The sequence below is a fragment of the Streptomyces sp. Tu6071 genome (assembly GCF_000213055.1).
GTDB classification, from domain to species: Bacteria; Actinomycetota; Actinomycetes; order Streptomycetales; family Streptomycetaceae; genus Streptomyces; species Streptomyces evansiae.
The window spans coordinates 37,966-55,262 of sequence record NZ_CM001165.1 but is presented as its reverse complement, the minus strand read 5'-3'; the positions used below and the strand labels follow the sequence as shown (position 1 = coordinate 55,262).

General features: G+C 73.3%; 12 protein-coding genes. 7 read left to right on the top strand and 5 right to left on the bottom strand.

Annotation, left to right across the window (positions count from 1 at the left end):
• Positions 1–74: 74 nt before the first annotated feature.
• From STTU_RS00215 to STTU_RS00205, 3 genes are all read right to left on the bottom strand, one after another.
• Positions 75–2,258 carry a discoidin domain-containing protein gene (locus tag STTU_RS00215; protein ID WP_052862274.1) on the bottom strand — a complete coding sequence of 728 codons (2,184 nt, stop codon included), beginning with the start codon at positions 2,256–2,258 and terminating at the stop codon, positions 75–77.
• Between the two features lie 482 nt (positions 2,259–2,740).
• Entirely contained in the window at positions 2,741–4,486 is a 1,746-nt protein-coding gene (locus STTU_RS00210; protein ID WP_043253612.1) for a discoidin domain-containing protein, read from the bottom strand.
• 184 nt (positions 4,487–4,670) lie between these two features.
• Positions 4,671–5,747: a DUF1996 domain-containing protein gene (locus STTU_RS00205; protein WP_007818622.1), complete on the bottom strand. Its 1,077-nt coding sequence runs from the start codon at positions 5,745–5,747 to the stop codon at positions 4,671–4,673.
• A gap of 370 nt (positions 5,748–6,117) precedes the next feature.
• On the opposite strand from STTU_RS00205, the gene STTU_RS00200 reads away from it, so the two are divergent.
• Together STTU_RS00200 and katG are read left to right on the top strand one after the other, a co-directional pair.
• Positions 6,118–7,176 (top strand): LacI family DNA-binding transcriptional regulator, encoded by a 1,059-nt coding sequence (locus STTU_RS00200; RefSeq protein WP_007818621.1) that lies wholly within the window; start codon positions 6,118–6,120, stop codon positions 7,174–7,176.
• 337 nt (positions 7,177–7,513) lie between these two features.
• Positions 7,514–9,730, top strand: coding sequence for a catalase/peroxidase HPI (katG, locus tag STTU_RS00195; RefSeq protein WP_043256922.1), 2,217 nt, complete (start codon positions 7,514–7,516; stop codon positions 9,728–9,730).
• 49 nt (positions 9,731–9,779) lie between these two features.
• Here katG and STTU_RS00190 read toward each other — a convergent pair whose 3' ends face one another.
• Positions 9,780–10,301, bottom strand: coding sequence for a DUF4232 domain-containing protein (locus STTU_RS00190; protein WP_007818616.1), 522 nt, complete (start codon positions 10,299–10,301; stop codon positions 9,780–9,782).
• A 108-nt stretch (positions 10,302–10,409) separates the two neighbouring features.
• On the opposite strand from STTU_RS00190, the gene STTU_RS00185 reads away from it, so the two are divergent.
• The 5 genes from STTU_RS00185 to STTU_RS00165 all read left to right on the top strand — a co-directional run bounded on the left by STTU_RS00185 (position 10,410) and on the right by STTU_RS00165 (position 15,722).
• On the top strand, positions 10,410–10,592 hold the full coding sequence (locus STTU_RS00185) for a hypothetical protein (protein WP_420713538.1): 183 nt from the start codon (positions 10,410–10,412) through the stop codon (positions 10,590–10,592).
• Positions 10,593–10,872: 280 nt separating this feature from the next.
• Entirely contained in the window at positions 10,873–12,237 is a 1,365-nt protein-coding gene (locus tag STTU_RS00180; RefSeq protein ID WP_063894590.1) for a polyprenyl synthetase family protein, read from the top strand.
• Entirely contained in the window at positions 12,234–13,718 is a 1,485-nt protein-coding gene (gene crtI, locus STTU_RS00175; protein WP_078519070.1) for a phytoene desaturase family protein, read from the top strand. The genes STTU_RS00180 and crtI overlap by 4 nt, the downstream gene beginning before the upstream one ends.
• A gap of 28 nt (positions 13,719–13,746) precedes the next feature.
• A complete protein-coding gene (locus tag STTU_RS00170) occupies positions 13,747–14,763 on the top strand; it encodes a phytoene/squalene synthase family protein (RefSeq protein ID WP_007818612.1) in 1,017 nt (338 codons plus the stop codon).
• A gap of 32 nt (positions 14,764–14,795) precedes the next feature.
• The gene (locus tag STTU_RS00165; RefSeq protein ID WP_007818611.1) at positions 14,796–15,722 is read left to right on the top strand and encodes a DUF5914 domain-containing protein; all 927 of its coding nucleotides are present in this window, start codon (positions 14,796–14,798) and stop codon (positions 15,720–15,722) included.
• 15 nt (positions 15,723–15,737) lie between these two features.
• On the opposite strand, the gene STTU_RS00160 is transcribed toward STTU_RS00165, so the two are convergent.
• A complete protein-coding gene (locus tag STTU_RS00160; RefSeq protein ID WP_043253607.1) occupies positions 15,738–17,282 on the bottom strand; it encodes an NAD(P)/FAD-dependent oxidoreductase in 1,545 nt (514 codons plus the stop codon).
• Positions 17,283–17,297: the final 15 nt, after the last annotated feature.

The window sequence follows — 17,297 nt, the reverse complement described above, 5'->3', positions numbered from 1 at the left end:
GGCCGGCCCCCGAAGGGACCGGCCGCCTCACTCGCTCTCACTCACCGCGCCCCCGACAGCGGGGCGCGGGCCCGCTACGGGAACGACGTGACCGTCGAGGGAACCGTGGAGGTCCCGCTCGTCGCGCCGCCCGTGTTGTTGATGACGTGGTTGTACTGACCCATCCCGCCGAGCGAGACCACCAGCAGGTCGTGGAACTTCACGCCCGGCTTCACCGGGGCCTGGAAGCCGTGGTCCTGCTTGATGCCCGGGTCGGCGGTGTAGTTGCAGTAGCTGCCGAGCCCCCAGCCCTCGTGCGTCGTCACCGAGTCGGCGACCTTGTACGCCGCGTACCCCTGGATCGAACCGTTCTGGATCGCCGCCTGGTTCGGGGCGTCGTACGCCTTCTCGTTCTGGAAGAAGATCGTGCGCCCGCGCTCACCGTTCCACTGCACGTCGTACTTGTTGAAGTGCTCGACGAACAGACCCGTCGCGAGCACGTCGTTGCCGTTGACGGTCAGCCCGTAGTCGGCGCGGTTGGTCTCCCAGCCCACGCCGGCCCCGTGGTCGGCCCGCCAGATCCACGTGTGGTCGATGATCGTGTCGTCACTGTTGACCACGAACGCGGTCGTGACCTTGCCGGGCCCCGCGCCGCCGACCCGCGCGAAGACGTCCTGCACCGAGGTCGGGTTGGCCGCGTGGTCCACGTGCGAGCCCGCCGTGCCGACCTCCAGGAGCGAGGGCGAGTTGACCGCGCCCGCGTCGAGGAGGAAACCGGCGAGCTTCACGCCGTCCACGTCGGCGACCTTCATCGCCGTGACGCCGTTGTCCGGGATCAGCGTCGCGTACCCGAGACCGAGCACCACGGTGTTCGCCCGGTTGACGTTCACCGTCTTGTTCAGGTGGTAGATGCCCGGTGTGAACAGCAGGTTGAGGCCCTGGTCGAGCGCCTGGTTCAGGGTGTCGGCAGAGACACCAGGCTTCGCCACGTAGAACTGGTTCAGCGGCACCGACTGCCCCTGCGGCGTACCCGCCCAGGAGACCCCGCGCGCGTTCTCCCGCTTCGCGGGGACGAACACCTTGTAGTCGTTCCCGTCGAGGTAGAGGAACGGCTTCTCGCGCGAGACCGGGGTGTTGTTCAGCGTCGTGTACGGCGGGTTCGGGAAGGACTGCGCGGGCGCGCCCTCCACCCCGGAGAACACCATGTTCCACACGGCGTTGGTCCAGCCGCCGACGGAGCTGTCCCGCGTGTACCACTGCTGCTGCGAGTACGGGCCGACCGTCCCGTCGATCTTGCTGTCCGCGATGTACCCGCCGCTCGCCCAGCCGTAGCCGGCCGGCGCCAGGTTCAGCCCGCCCTTGATGTGCATCCGCCGGAACGGAGCGGCCTGCGCGACGGCCCAGCGGTCGTCCCCGCTCACCGGCTTGATCGCCAGGTTCTCCGCCGAACGCCAGAAGTTCTGCGTCGCGTTGCCGTTGAACCAGCCCGCGTCGACCGTCACGTCACCGTTGAAGTTCGTGTCGTCCGGCTTGAGGCCGAGACCCGAGATCGACGTGTAGAACCCGAGCTGCACGTTCAGGTTGTTGTACGTGCCCGGCTTGAACAGGAGCTGGTAGCGCCCGTTGCCGAACTGCGCCGACTCCTGCTGCTGGAAGATCGAGTCGACCTGGCCCTGGATGTTCGGGGTCGAGGGGTCGAAGACCTTCACGTTGGGGCCGAGGTCCCCGCCGCCGGTGATCGGGCCGCCCGGGTTCGAGCCGCCGTCCTCGCCGAAGACCTGGAACTCCCACAGCGAGTAGCCCCACTGGGTGGCCCGCTGCGTGCCGTAGACCCGCACGTAGCGCGCGTTGCCGCTGACGTTCAGCGTCTCGTTGCCGCCGTTGCTCGTCGTCGTGGAGTACTTCGACGTCCAGTTCTGGTTGTCGGTGGAGAACTCGACGCGGTACGCCTTCGCGTACGCCGTCTCCCAGCGCAGCACGACCTGGCTCACCGCGCGGGTCGCCCCGAGGTCCACGGTGATCCACTGCGGATCGGAGGCCGCGCTCGACCAGCGCGTCCCGTTGTCACCGTCCACGGCGTTGGAAGCCGGGGTCCCGACGTTCTCCACGCTGGAGGAGGTGACGTTCTTGTTCTGCGAGAGGAGCACGGGTGCCGCGTGCGCCGCCGTCTGCACGAAGGCCAGCAGCGTGGCGGCGAGGGCCAGTACGACGACCCCCACAAGGGTTCTTCGAAGTGGTCGGGTGCCGCGAACGGCTCCCGGACTCAGGGACACAGCCATGTCGGTCTCCTGGGCATGAGTCACCGCGGGCACACGGGTGCCGACGCGGTGGTGCACAACAGTGCGGGTGGGAAGAGAACGCGAAGTTCTGCGCTCTTCGGAGATCGTTCTCCCCCCTCCTGGATAGCGTCAAGAGTTGTGCACAAGGTCCCTTCACTTGGGCGTTACAGCCCCTGCACCGACCGGCGGAAAAACCCTGGATAACACTTTCTGCGCGCCGACTTGGGGAAAAATTCCAGCCAGACGCACCTTCAGGAGGTGGCGAAAACCGATCGGCCGCAGGCCGGTTGTGGCCAAGAAATGAAGGGACGCGCACACGCGCAAGGCGGGCACGACAGACCATCACCCGGTCCGTCGCACCCGCCCACGCACCGGACGGCAGCGGGGAGACCCGCCCGGTGCCGCGCCACCGCCTCAGCGGCGCGCCTCACTCACTCGCCGGTACGGGACCGCGCGGCCCCGTACCTCCCGCGGACGCCCCCTCAGCCCCCGTACACCCCGAACTCGTGCAGCGAGTAGCCGTATCCCGTCCCGCGCTGCGTCCCGTTCACCCGCACGTAGCGGGCTGTCGCGCTCACGTCGAAGTCGTCGATCCCGCCGTTGCCGGCCGTCTCCTCGTGCACGGTCCGCCAGTCGCTCCCGTTGTCCGAGACCTGGATCGTGTACGCCTTCGCGTACGCCGACTCCCAGTCGAGCTGCACGTGCCGGATCGCCTTCGCCGCGCCCAGGTCGACCTGGAGCCACTGCGGATCGCTCCAGTCGCTCGCCCAGCGGCTGGACGCGTCACCGTCGACCGCCTTCTCCGGCCCGCACGGGCAGCCGCCCGTCGGGTCCGACTGGAACGAGGACGCCGTCGCCGTCCTGCCGCGCGCGAGGTTCGTCCCCGTCACCGGCGGCGCCACGACCTTGAGCGACGTCGTGCCGACGCCCACGTTGCCCTTGCCGTCCTTGACCTTCACGTACAGCTTCCACACGCCGGTCCGGTCCGGAGCGGTCACCCTGAGCTTTCCGCCGCCGAGGTTCTCGGCGTTGACCGTGGTGAGCGCGGAGCCGTTGTCGATGTACTTCGACCCCACCTGCACCTCGTAGCTCAGCGCGTCACCGTCCGGGTCGCTCGCCGGTACCGACACGGTCAGCGGCTTGCCCGCCGCCACCGCCGAGGTCCCGCCCTCGACCTGGAGCGCGTCCACCTTCGGCGGCTTGTTGTCGTTCGCCGTCGACTTCCCGTACGCCTCCTTCACCGCGTAGTACGAGGGCCGCTTCTCCCCGGCGGGCAGCAGGTTGAACCAGATCCCGCCGAAGTCGTACTCCGTCCCGTAGTGGAACATCGTCGACCCGAGCGCGACCCCCTTGTGGTCCGTGATGCACTGCCACGCGCGCGTGTATCCCGCGGCCTTCGCCGCGTCGTCCGGTTCCTTGGGAACCCCGTTCGCGTCGTCCGGCACCTCCCACTCACCAGCCGGGCCCGTCTCGGTGATGATGTACGGCTTGTTGTAACCGCCTTGCTCCCAGGCGCTCTTGACCCCGCAGACGTCCTGGTAGGAGTTGACCGCGTACAGGTCCAGTGCCGGGGTGTTCTTCTTGAAGTACGGCCAGGCGCCCGTCCACGCGTCCGTCGAGGTGACCGGGTGGTTCGGGTCGACGGCCTTGATCTTCACGGCCAGCTCGTTGACGAACGACGTGTACGCGTCCCGCTGCCGCTCCAGCTCGTCGCCGCCGTAGCAGTTCTGCAGCCCGAGCACCGACTCGTTGCCGACGTCCCACATGAGCACGCCGGGGTTGTTCTTGTAGGTGTCCACCCACTTCGGGAACTCGGCGAGCATGTTGTTCTTGTACGTGGTGTCGGTCAGGTAGTTGACGCAACCGCCGGAGCCGGGGCCGCCGCCCGGCTGGAGCCAGAAGCCGGCCACGACCCGGATGCCGTTCGCCGCCGCCGCGTCGAAGAGCGGCTTGCTGCTGGCGTCCGTGCCCCAGGTCCTGATCGTGTTGACGCCCATCGAGGCCACGTCGGGCAGGTAGCGGGGTGCGTCGGTGGGTGAGGGGCCCCACGTGAGGCCCTTGACGGTGTACGGCTGCCCGTTGACGGTGAGCTGCCAGTTCCCCTGGGAACCGGTGACCTTCACGACGTCACCGGCCGCGTGCGCGGCGGGGGCCGGCAGGGCGAAGGCCGCGCCGGCGAGGGCGGCGGCCACCGCGAGCGGGGCACGGGTGCGGGTGATTCTGCGCATGGGAGAGCAGGCTCCTTCCGGAGTCCGTGGGTGGGGGAGGGGGAGTGGGGGGGGGGAGGAGGGAAGGGGGGCCGGGTGCTGCTGCCGGTGGTGCGTACGGGCCGGGACGGCGAGGACGCCCGGTGCGGTGCGACGGCGCCGGGGCGGCCCCCCGTATGTGCGCCACCCCGGCACCGCGCCCGGATCAGCTCGGCAACTCGTAGTTCTCGTCGAGTGCCGCGCCCGCCTCAGGGTGCGTCTGGTCGTAGCCCCTGGGGTCGCACTGGAGGCCGCCGACGATGCAGTGGTCGACCATCGCCTTGAGCGTCGCGTTGTCCCACGCGTTGAAGAAGTCGTAGTGGAACGTGTGCGCCGCGCCGCTGGCGAGCCGCAGATCGGACGTGTCACCGTTGACCGGCCACGCCATCTTGAACTCGATCATCGGCAGCGCCACCGGGTGGTCCGCCGGGCACACGTTGTCGTTCGTGCCCGCCTTGACCACCGGATAGGCCATGTGGCTCGTGTGATTGGGGGTGTCCAGGTACTTCCCGTCCCAGCAACTGGGCGCCTGGAAGCGGATGTTGAGCTGGACGTCCTGACCGGTCGGGCACGAGGCGGGGAACTCGGTGTTGAAGTAGCTCTCCCCGCACTCCCAGCCCTCGACGAAGCCCTTGTGGTTGCGGAATTCCTGCGCGGTCTGCATCGGGCTGCCGACCAGGAAGCGCAGCCCCTTCGGGAAGGGCCGCACGCTCGTGTAGTCGGTGACTCCCGCCTTGTAGTAGATGGTCTGGACGTCCACCGGCAGGATCTTCTTGTCGCCCTTGTAGAGCGAGGGCATCCAGTACCCGGACTTGTCGCCCGGCGCCACGCACGTGGTGCCGTTCGCCGCGTCCATCGACGCGCTCGTGGAGTTGCCGTTCGTGGAGACGTTCCCCATGAACGTGTGGTCGTGCGAGGCGCCCGGCTGGCCGGGGAAGACGATCGGGTCGTCCGGCGCGGTGTGGGTCACCGAGCAGTGCGCCTGGAACTCGTGGAAGTAGCGGTGCGGGGGGTTGGCCTGCGAGGGCTCGGCACTGACCGGGGGGTTGGCCGGGATGTAGCCGTCTCCGTCGGGGTCGTCACCGAAGGCCCGGGGAGCGGCCTGCGCGTGATTCATCCCGGCGTGCGACGAGGTGGAGGCGGCGGCCTTCGAGGCGGGGGCCGAAGCGGAGGACTGGTCGCCGGCGTACGCCTGCGGAAGCACCAGCCCCACCGTCGCGGCGAGCAGGCCCGCCGTGACCATCAGTCCCGACCCGTAGGCCGATCTGCGGAAACGCGATCTCCTCGACATGCGGAGACCTCCTGTTGTCCGTGGGGGTGTGGAGGACGAGCGCGCTCCCGCCCGTCCCTGTCCCGCCCCGTCGTCAGGGGCCGGGCGGAACAGGGCGACGGGAGTGAGAGAGCGCTCTCCCAACGGGAGTGTTCCGCTGCCGTCGAAGACATGTCAAGAGAAGGTGAACACCATGTTTCCGTGATGTCGCCACCCCTGCGTCCGTCCCTGCAAAGGAAGTTGGCCGTTCGGCCGGGCCCCGCCACCCCGCCCGGACAGGGTTTTGGTGCCGGTTGCGACGAGGCGGGAAGAGAGCGCTCTCCCAGGGGTTACGCTGCTTCCCATGAGCAGAGAGCCGCAGACCCGCGGCCGGGCCGCGACCCTGGAGGACGTCGCCCGCGTCGCCGGGGTGTCCCGGGCCACCGTCTCGCGCGTCGTCAACGGCGTGCGCAATGTCGACCCCGGCATCCAGAGCGCGGTCCGCGAGGCGATCACCGCCACCGGCTACACCCCGAACCGTGCCGCTCGTTCCCTCGTCACGCGCAAGGCCGGAACGGTCGCCCTCGTCGTCTCCGGCGCGGGCGACGAGGGCGAGGACACGGACCCGGGATTCGCCGCCCGCGTGTTCGCCGACCCCTTCTTCGGCCGCGCGGTGAGCGGCATCATCGGCTATCTGCGGCCCCACTCGCTCCACCCCGTCCTCCTCTTCGCGGAGACCGAGGCGGCCCGCGCCGAGGCGATCGCCTACCTGCGCCAGGGCAGCGCGGACGGCGCCCTCGTCGTCACCACCCACCCCGCCGACCCGCTCCCCGCCCGCATCGCCGACACGGGCGTCCCGGCCGTCCTCTTCGCCCGCCCCGCGCTGCCGGTCCCGCTCAGCTACGTCGACCTGGCCCATCGCGACGGCGCGGCGCTCGCCGCCGCCCACCTCCTCGCGCGCGGTCGCCGCACCATCGCGACCATCACCGGGCCCCTCGACGTCCTCGCGGGGCAGGAGCGCTTCACCGGCTTCCGCGAGGCGATGGCCCGCCACGGCCACGCCTGGGTCCCGTTCGCCGAGGGCGGCTTCACCCTCGCCAGCGGCGAGACGGCGATGCGCCGCCTCCTCGACGAGCACCCCGGCCTCGACGGCGTCTTCGCCGCCAACGACCTCATGGCCCAGGGCGCCTGCCAGGTCCTGCGCGAACGCGGCAGACGCGTCCCCGCCGACGTCTCCGTCGTCGGCTTCGACGACAGCACCGCCGCCGTCACCGCCAACCCGCCCCTCACGACGATCCGCCAGCCCGTCGAGGAGATGGCCGCCGAGATGGCACGCCTCCTGCACACCCACATCGAGAGCGGCGCCGCGGAACCCGTCGCGGTGGTCTTCGACCCGGAACTCGTGATCCGCGCCTCGTCCTGATCCGCGCCTCGTCCTGATCCGCGCCTCGTCCTGATCCGGGACCTCGCCCTGGTCCCGGACCTCGTCCTGGCCCCGCGCTTCCCGCCTGCGCGCTTCGCCCGGGTCCCGTGCTTCCGCCCGATCCCGCGCCTCGTCCCCACCCGTACACGTGCCCGTCCTGTCATGCACCGGGTAGGTTTTTTCTTGACTTGGACAAAGTCCATCGTAGGATCGGTTCCGGTACGAGTCGGGACGCGGCGCTGAAGCCGTCCGGGCGGGCCCGCCACAGCCCTGCCCGCGCAGCCCCCACGCCCTCCGGCACGTGCTCAAGGAACCGCACAGGTCCGGAAGGATGTCCATGACCGAGAACCACGACGCCATCGTCACCGACCCGAAGACCGAGGAGTCCGGCGGCTGCCCGGTCGTGCACACCGCCCGCGCACCCCATCCGACCCAGGGCGGCGGCAACCGGCAGTGGTGGCCGGAACGGCTCAACCTCAAGATCCTGGCGAAGAACCCCCCGGTGGCGAACCCGCTCGGCGGGGACTTCGACTACGCCGCGGCGTTCCAGTCCCTCGACCTCCCCGCCGTCAAGCGCGACATCGAAGAGGTCCTCACCACCTCGCAGGACTGGTGGCCGGCCGACTTCGGCCACTACGGTCCCCTCATCATCCGCATGGCCTGGCACAGCGCCGGTACGTACCGGATCAGTGACGGCCGCGGCGGCGCCGGAGCGGGCCAGCAGCGCTTCGCCCCGCTCAACAGCTGGCCGGACAACGTCAACCTCGACAAGGCCCGCCGCCTGCTGTGGCCCGTGAAGAAGAAGTACGGGCAGAACCTCTCCTGGGCCGACCTCCTCGTCCTCGCCGGGAACGTCGCCCTGGAGTCCATGGGCTTCGAGACCTTCGGCTTCGCGGGTGGGCGCGCGGACGTCTGGGAGCCCGAGGACGACGTCTACTGGGGCCCGGAGACGACGTGGCTCGGCGACGAGCGCTACACGGGCGACCGGCAGCTCGAAGAGCCCCTCGGAGCCGTCCAGATGGGCCTCATCTACGTCAACCCCGAGGGCCCCAACGGCAACCCGGACCCGCTCGCCGCGGCCCGCGACATCCGCGAGACCTTCCGCCGCATGGCGATGAACGACGAGGAGACGGTCGCGCTCATCGCGGGCGGCCACACGTTCGGCAAGACCCACGGCGCCGGCCCCTCCGAGAGCGTGGGCGACGACCCGGAGGCCGCCGGGCTGGAGGAGCAGGGCCTCGGCTGGCGCAACACCTTCCGCAGCGGCAAGGGCGCCGACGCCATCACCTCGGGTCTCGAAGTCACCTGGACCACCACCCCCACGCAGTGGGGCAACGGCTTCTTCGACAACCTCTTCGGCTACGAGTGGGAGCTGACGAAGAGCCCCGCCGGCGCCCACCAGTGGAAGCCGAAGGACGGCGCGGGCGAGGGCACCGTGCCGGACGCCCACGACCCGGCGAAGAAGATCGCGCCGAACATGCTCACCACCGACCTGGCCCTGCGCTTCGACCCGGTCTACGAGCCGATCGCCCGCCGCTTCCACGAGGACCCGGCCGCGTTCGCCGACGCCTTCGCCCGCGCCTGGTACAAGCTCACCCACCGCGACATGGGCCCCAAGTCCCTCTACCTCGGCCCCGAGGTGCCCGCCGAGACGCTCCTGTGGCAGGACCCGCTGCCCGCCGCCGAGGGCGCCCCGCTCGCCGCCGCCGACATCGCGACGCTCAAGGAGAAGGTCCTCGCCTCCGGGCTCTCCGTCTCCGACCTCGTCTTCACCGCCTGGGCCTCCGCCTCGACGTTCCGCGGCAGCGACAAGCGCGGCGGTGCCAACGGCGCCCGTATCCGCCTCACCCCGCAGCGCGCGTGGGAGGCCAACGACCCCGAGCGCCTCGCGACCGTCCTGACGGGCCTGGAGGCGGTCCAGCGCGACTTCGCCGCGACCGGCGGCCACGTCTCGCTCGCCGACCTCATCGTCCTGGCTGGTACGGCGGCCGTGGAGAAGGCCGCGGCCGACGGCGGCCACGCCGTCGACGTCGCCTTCACCCCGGGCCGGGTCGACGCGACCGACGAGCACACCGACGCCGAGTCGTTCGCCGCGCTGGAGCCGGTCGCGGACGGCTTCCGCAACTACACGGGCAAGGCCGCGCGGCTCCCCGCGGAGTACCTCCTCGTGGACCGCGCCAACCTCCTCGGGCTCTCCGCCCCCGAGATGACGGTCCTCGTCGGCGGCCTGCGCGTCCTGGGCGCGAACACGGGCGGCTCGGCGGCGGGCGTCCTCACGGACCGCCCCGGAGTCCTGACGAACGACTTCTTCGTCAACCTCCTGGACGCCTCCTGGCGCCCCGCCGCCGACGGCAGCGGCACCTACCAGGCCACCGGCACCGACGACGAGGTCGTCTGGACCGGCACCCGCGCGGACCTCGTCTTCGGCTCGAACTCGGAGCTGCGCGCCCTCGCAGAGGTCTACGCGAGTGACGACGCGGCTGCCAAGTTCACCGCGGACTTCGCGGCGGCCTGGTCGAAGGTCATGGACCTCGACCGCTTCGACGTCGCCTGATCCCACCGCGCGCGAGAGGCCCCCGGGGTGTTTCCCGGGGGCCTCCGCCTCATCCCGCCCGGACCGGCCCGACGAGCGTGCCGCGCGCCACCCTCAGCTTCCCGTCCGCGAACGACGTCCCCGGGATCTCCCCGCCCGGCGCGCGCAGCGTGAACCCGACCTCGTCGGCGCGGACCTGACGGGCGTCGGTCGGCACCTGGATGTCGAAGTGCACCGGGTGCCCGTACTTCAGCACCACCTTGTGCCCCTGCTTGCCGTACCGCCCGGCACGGAGCCCGCTGTCCTTCCCGTCGCGCGAGAAGCGCACGTCGACCGGCGAACCGGCCAGGGTGCAGGAGGCGTACCCGCGCGGCGCGGTGAGCGTCACCCGGTAGTGGTGGTGCCCGGCACTGTGCGGCGCCTCGGTGATCTTCGCCAGGTGGTTGGCGGGCCGGCAGGCGGACGGCCGCGGCCCTCCGTGGTGGCCCCCCGTACCCGGAGCGGCCGACGCGGGCACCGCCGCGGCGAGCCCGGAGGCGACCACCCCGACGGCCAGAGCGACGGCGGTCCTGCGGAGACGCATGAGTCCCATGAGTGTTCTCGGTTCAGTAGAGCGTGTAAGAACACCCCGATGCCTGCCCCCTCCCGCCGGACCGCATGTCCCCACCGCGCCACACGTCCGGTGGAACCGGACGGACCGGTGTTGACCGGCGACGAGCACGGCCCCGTTCTCGTCGCCGACGCGGTCGTGCGCCTCGGCTTCTCCGGCAGGCCAGCCCGCGCCGCGCGCTTCGCCGTCCCCGGCGTGACCGACCTGATCGCCCGTCGGCAGTTCCCGCACCCGTACAGGGTTGTGCGGCTCAACGACGGACCGCTGCAGTAGCCGCCGACGGGCACACCACGTACGCCGTCGTGGAAGACCCGCACGAAACCGGACGGCCGCTCTCGCCCCGTCACCCTCCCGAACGGGCGCCCCCGCCGAAGTCGTGCGCCACGCCGTCGACGCGTGCGCGGAGACGGGTGGAAATCCGGGTACCGCCATCCGGGTGGTGGCGGGGGAGAGGGGAGACAGGGCGGGAAGGGGTGGGGGACAGGGCCTGTGCCCCGCCCCCGTCCCACGTGAGGTGCGGCACGGCGACGGGCGGGAACGGAGGAGCGCGCGGGTGGTGCGAGCACAGGAGCAGCCGCCGGACTGGCGGGTCGTGGACGCGCGGCCGTCCGCCGCCGTCGCCGAGGTCCTGGAGCGGCTGCTGGCTCCCCGGGTGGCGGAGGCCGCCCGCCTCGACGCCTCCTTCGGCCGCCAGGTCGCGCAGTGGCTCGCGGCCACCACGCGCGGCGGCGGGCGGCGGCTGCGCTCGGCGTTCGTGTGGTGGGGGCTCCGCGTGGCCTGCCCCGCCCCGCCGCCCGGGACCGTCGCCGCCGCGCTCACCGTGGGCGCGGCCGTCGAACTCCTCCAGTCCTGCGCGCTCGTGCAGGACGACGTCATGGACAACTCGCCCGTCCGGCGCGGGCAGCCCGCCCTGCACGTCCTCCTCGGCTCCACGCGCGCGGCCGCGGCCGGGCCCGGAGCGCTCGGCTTCGGCCAGTCGGCGGCCGTCCTCGCGGGAGACCTCGCCATGGTGTGGGCCGAGGACACGTTCGCCGACGCCCACCCGCCGCCTGAGGTGGCCGCGCCGGTGCGCCGCCTGTGGAGCGTGCTGCGCACCGAGATGATCGCCGGTCAGTACCTCGACCTCGCGGGCCAGGCCGACGCCTCCCACTCCGCGACCCACGCCCTGCGCACCGCCGTCCTCAAGAGCGGGCGCTACTCGGTCGCGCGCCCCCTCGAACTGGGCGCCCTCCTGGCCGCCGCCCCGCCCGAGGTGTGCCGCGTGCTGCGCGCCGCGGGCGGCGCGGCCGGGCTCGCCTTCCAGCTCCGCGACGACCTCCTCGCCGTCTGGGGCGACCCGGCCCGTACCGGCAAGCCCACCGGCGAGGACATCCGGGAGGGCAAGCCCACCCTTCTCGCCGCGCTCGGCTTCTCGCGTGCCGCCGCCCGCCCCCGGGGGGCCGCGCTCGCCGTCCTGCGGCGCTGCTACGGCAACCCGGCGGCAGGTCCCGCCGAACTCGCCGCCGTACGCGAAGTCCTGGAGGAGACCGGCGCCCGCCGCGACGTCGAGGCGCACATCGCCCGCCTCGTGGGCCGGGCGAGCGCGCACGTGGAGGCGCTGCCCGAGGCCCCCGAGGCGCGCGCCCGGCTGCTCGCCCTCGTCCGGCTCGCGGCGGGCACGGTCGCTCCCGCCGACGCGCCGCTCGCACCGGCCCCGGCCCACCCGCGCCCGGCCCGGGGCGGGAGCGGTCCCGGCCACGCGGCCCCCCAGACACCGGGGCCCGTCCGTCCGGCGGGCCCGCAGCGGCCCGACCCCGAGGATCGGACCCGCCCGCACGCCCGCGCGGCGGCCCCACACGGGCGCCGCCCCCTCCGGCCCGCCGCCCCCACGCCCCCCGGCACGCATCCGAACCCCTCCCCAGCCGAGGAGCCGTCCTGAAGACCGTCGCAGGCCCCACCTCCCACGTCGTCGTCGTCGGCGCCGGACTCGCCGGGCTCTCCGCCGCCCTCCACCTGCTCGGTGCCGGTCGCCGCGTCACCGTGCTCGAACGCGACCCGCTGCCCGGCGGACGCGCGGGCCTGCTCCGCCACGGCGACTACCACCACGACACCGGGCCCACCGTGCTCACCATGCCCGAGCTGCTGGAGGAGGGCTTCGCGGCGGTCGGCCAACGCCTCTCCGACCACCTCGACCTCGTCCCGCTCCACCCCGCCTACCACGCCCGGTTCGCCGACGGCAGCACCCTGCCCGTGCACACCGACGCGACGGCGATGGAGGAAGCGGTCCGCGACTTCGCCGGTCCCGACGACGCACTCGGCTACCGCCGCCTGCGCATCTGGCTCACCCGCCTGTACCGCGCCCAGATGCGCCGCTTCATCGACAGCAACTTCGACTCGCCGCTCGGCCTGCTCACCCCCGACCTCGCCCGGCTCGCCGCGCTCGGCGGCTTCGGGCGCCTCGACACCCGGATCGGCCACTTCCTGCGCGACGAGCGCCTGCGCCGCGTCTTCACCTTCCAGTCCCTGTACGCGGGGGTCGCGCCCGCCCGCGCCCTCGCCGCCTACGCCGTGATCGCCTACATGGACACCGTCGCCGGGGTGTACTTCCCGCGCGGCGGCATGCACGCCGTGCCCCGCGCGATGGCGGCGGCGGCCACCGCCGCCGGGGCCGAACTGCGCTTCTCCACACCGGTGCTGAGCCTGGAGCGCGGCGCGGGCCGCGTCACCGCCGTCCACGTGCCGGACGAGCGCATCGCGTGCGACGCCGTCGTCCTCACCCCCGACCTGCCGGTCACCTACGACCTGCTCGGCGCTCGCCCGCGCAGGGCCGTCCCGCTCCGCTTCGCCCCGTCCGCCGTCGTCCTCCACGCCGGGACCGACCGCACCTGGGACCACCTCGGCCACCACACCCTCGACTTCGGGCACTCCTGGGCCGCCACCTTCGACGAACTCACCCGGCACGGTCGCCTCATGAGCGATCCCTCGCTGCTCATCACGCGGCCCACCGCGACCGACCCCGCCCTCGCACCCCCGGGCAAACACCTCCACTACATCCTCGCGCCCTGCCCCAACACCGCCCTCGGCCCCGGCCCCGCCGCGTGGCACGACCTCGCCCCCCGCTACCGCGACAGCCTCCTCGCCGTCCTGGAGCAGCGCGGGATGACCGGCATCGCGGACTCGATCGAACACGAGACCCTCGTCACCCCCGCCACCTGGCACACCCGCGGACACGCAGCCGGCACCCCCTTCTCCGCCGCCCACACCTTCGCCCAGACCGGCCCCTTCCGCCCCCGCAACCTCGTCCGCGGCACCACCAACGCGGTCCTCGCCGGCTGCGGCACCACCCCCGGCGTCGGCGTCCCCACCGTCCTGCTCTCCGGCAAACTCGCCGCCGCCCGCATCACCGGAGGCCACCGATGACCGCACCCGCACCCGCCGGAGGCCACCGATGACCGCGCGCGAACTCGACGCCGCCCGCATCACCGACCCCGCTCTGCGCACGGCCTACACGACCTGCCGCACCCTCAACGCGACCCACGGCCGCACCTACTTCCTCGCCACCCGCCTCCTGCCCCCCGACCGCCGCCCCGCCGTCCACGCCCTCTACGGCTTCGCCCGCTGGGCCGACGACATCGTCGACGACCTCGGCGAGGACACACCGCCCGCCGCCCGCGCCGCGGCCCTCGACCGCTGGCGCGCCCAGCTCCTCGCCGGACTCCGCGACCGCACCGCGACCGAACCCGTCGTCCGCGCCCTCGCCGACACCGCCGAGCGCTACGCGATCGACCACCAGCACTTCGCCGACTTCATGACCGCGATGCGCGCCGACCTCGCCGTCACCGACTACGCCACCTACGAGGACCTGTGCGGCTACATGCACGGCTCCGCCGCCGTCATCGGCCTCCAGATGCTCCCCGTCCTCGGCACCGTAGTCCCCCGCGCCGAGGCGGCCCCCCACGCCGCCGCCCTCGGCCGCGCCTTCCAGCTCACCAACTTCCTCCGCGACGTCGGCGAGGACCTCGACCGGGGCCGCGTCTACCTGCCCGCCGACCTCCTCGCCGCCCACGGCGTGGACCGCCCGCTCCTCGAATGGAGCCGCGCGAGCGGCACCCGCGACGCCCGCATCACCGCCGCCCTGCGCGCCGCAGCCGCACTGACCCGCGGCGTCTACCGCGAGGCCGCCCCCGGCCTCGCGATGCTCGACCCCGTCGCCCGCCCCTGCATCCGCACCGCCTTCGTCCTCTACGGCGGCATCCTCGACGCCGTCGCCGCCGACGGCTACGCGGCCGTCCACCGCCGCGCCGCCGTCCCCCCGCTCCGTCGCGCCCTCGTCGCCGCCGACGGCCTCGCCCGCCTCGCCGCCGCCCGCCGCCGCGCCCGCGCCGCCACGCGACGCCCCGACGCCCGCCCCGCGGCCCCCGAAAGGAGCACCCCGTGCCGGGAAACCGCCCCCGCGTCCCGCTGAGGCTGCGCAAGCACCCCGTCCCCTGGGACCGCATGCGCCCCACCTGGCGCGACGCCAGACCCGCCCTCATCCGCGACGCTCTCGACCGCGCCCAGCACCGCCCCTCCGGCAACTGGTACGTCCTCGGCCCCTCCACCGCCGTCCGCCCCGGCGCGCCCCGCCCCCTCGCCGCCACCGTCGCCGGCACCGAGGTCGTCGCCTGGCGCACCCCCGGCGGAGACCTGGCGGCAGGCTCCGGGAGCTGCCCCCACCTCGGCGCCCCCCTGTGCGACAGCCCCCTGCGCGCGGGCACCCTCGTCTGCCGCTGGCACGGCCTCGCCCTCGACGGCACCCCCACCGCCGGCTGGCAGACCTACCCCGCCCACGACGACGGCGTCCTCACCTGGGTACGCCTCGACACCGCAGGCGGCGAGGAACCCCTCCCCGCGCCCGTCCTGCCCGCACGTCCCGAGCCCACCGGAGCACTCGCCGCCGTCTACCGCACGGAGGGCACCTGCGAGCCCGAGGACGTCGTCGCCAACCGCCTCGACCCCTGGCACGGGGCCTGGTTCCACCCCTACTCCTTCGTGGACCTCCGCGTCACCGGCACCGACGACGACGCCCTCACCGTCAGCGTCTCCTTCAAGCTCGCCGGACGCGCCGTCATCCCCGTCACCGCCGTCTTCACCGCACCCGAACCCCGCACCGTCGTCATGCACATCACCGAGGGCGAAGGCACCGGCTCCGTCGTCGAGACCCACGCCACGCCCCTCGCCCCCGACTCCGAGGGCCGCCCCCGCACCGCCGTCACCGAAGCCGTCATCGCCACCTCGCCGCGCCCCGGCTTCGCCCTCGCCCGCCGCTCCGCGCCCGCACTGCGCCCCCTCGTGCGCGCCGCCGCCGCCCGCCTGTGGCGCGACGACCTCGCCTACGCCGAACGCCGCTGGCTCCTGCGCTCCACCGGCCGCTTCCCCGGCTGACCGGCAGCGCGCCGCTCAGCGCCCCGCCGCCCGCACCAGCGCCCGCAGCACCGCCGACCGCCCCCGCACCGGCACCGTCCACAAGGTCTGCCCCCGCAGCCCCCACCCGGAGAGCAAGGCGTTCGAGGCGAGGAACCCCGAGGTCGCCGCCCGCTCCATGAGCGCCACCGGCAGCCCCGTACGCACCAGGTCACCCGCGACCATCACGGCCGGGTCCGGGGTGCGCACCGCCGGCCGGTCCGCGTACGAACCGACGGGGAAGTGCGGGCAGTCCGCCCGCCATTCGTGCCGCTCGTCGACACTCGCCACCCCCGCCGTCTCCGGGTACACCCGCGCCAACTGCTCCCGCAGCCGGGCCGCGACGGCCGTCCGGTCGGCGGCCGGGTCCACCGCGTACGCGTGCAGTTCGACCACCGAACCGCCCGTGCGCGCCGCCCAGCGCGCCGCCTCCCCCTCCCACCGCTCCAGAACGCTCACGTTGTCCAGCCCACCGAAACCGCTCGTCCCGAGGAAACCGGGCCGCTCCGCTCCCACCGGCTCCCGCAACCACAGCCGGCTCACGAGGAAGGGCGGCGCCGTCCGCAGACGGCCGATGCCCTCCCGCCACCGCGCGTCCCCGAGACCCGGCGAGGCCGCCACGAGCCGCCGCAGCCCGCCCGCGTCCAGCGCGAGGACCACGGCGTCCGCCTCGATGGCGCCGTCACCGGTCAGTACCCGCTTGCGGCCCTCCGGCGCCGGCTCCACCACCTCGGCACCCGTCCCCGTACACACCCGCGCGCCCAGCTTCTCCAGGTAACCGGCGAGCGGTTCCCACAGCGCCCGCGGATACGGCTCGGTCGGCACGTCGAAGAGCAGCCCCTCGGAGGAGCCCAGGAAGTAGATGTGGAACATCAGCACCAGCTCGGCCGCCGACAGCTCCGCCGGATCGGCGAAGAAGCTCCGCGAGAACACCTCGAACGCCAAGTGCCGCGCGTCCTCGGGGAAACGCACCCGGGCGAGGAAGTCCGCCGCGCTGACCCCGTCCAGCCGCTCGTACACCTCCGGCACCCGCACGTCCAGCAGCGGCAGCGCCTCGCGCGGCGCCATCCCGAGGAGATCGCGCGCCCCGAACGACGGGCTCAGCGCCACGAACCCGAGCGCGCTCCACGGCGGCGTGCGCGGCACCCGGCGGAAACTGTCCGTCAGCCCCCGCGCGTGCGCGAGCGGGTAGTCCGGCAAGCCCCGCAGGCCCCGCAACCCGGGATCGGTCCGCCGCAACAGCCCCCGCAGGTTGTAGTACTGCCGGAAGAACGCATGGAACCCCCGGCTCATCGTCGCCTCGGAGCCGTCCGCGAGCCGTGTCGACCACCCCGCGAGCCGCCCCCCGAGCACCGGCTCCCGCTCCAGGACCGTCACCCGTACACCGCGCTCGACGAGCCCCGTCGCCGCCGCGAGCCCCGCGATCCCGCCGCCCACCACGACCACCGAGGGCCGCCGCGCGCCCGCCCGCGCCCGTCCCTGCGGCCCCGGCAGCACCACGGCCCGCCGGTCGCGCCCGCGCCGTACCCCTGAAACCGTCATGCCCACGCTCCCTGT

Coding starts and splice junctions, on each gene's coding strand:
- STTU_RS00200 (WP_007818621.1), top strand. CDS start 6,118: ATGAGCAGAGAGCCGCAGACCCGCGGCCGGGCCGCGACCCTGGAGGAC.
- katG (WP_043256922.1), top strand. CDS start 7,514: ATGACCGAGAACCACGACGCCATCGTCACCGACCCGAAGACCGAGGAG.
- STTU_RS00210 (WP_043253612.1), bottom strand. CDS start 4,486: ATGCGCAGAATCACCCGCACCCGTGCCCCGCTCGCGGTGGCCGCCGCC.
- STTU_RS00170 (WP_007818612.1), top strand. CDS start 13,747: ATGACCGCGCGCGAACTCGACGCCGCCCGCATCACCGACCCCGCTCTG.
- STTU_RS00165 (WP_007818611.1), top strand. CDS start 14,796: ATGCGCCCCACCTGGCGCGACGCCAGACCCGCCCTCATCCGCGACGCT.
- STTU_RS00190 (WP_007818616.1), bottom strand. CDS start 10,301: ATGGGACTCATGCGTCTCCGCAGGACCGCCGTCGCTCTGGCCGTCGGG.
- STTU_RS00160 (WP_043253607.1), bottom strand. CDS start 17,282: ATGACGGTTTCAGGGGTACGGCGCGGGCGCGACCGGCGGGCCGTGGTG.
- STTU_RS00205 (WP_007818622.1), bottom strand. CDS start 5,747: ATGGTCACGGCGGGCCTGCTCGCCGCGACGGTGGGGCTGGTGCTTCCG.
- STTU_RS00215 (WP_052862274.1), bottom strand. CDS start 2,258: ATGGCTGTGTCCCTGAGTCCGGGAGCCGTTCGCGGCACCCGACCACTT.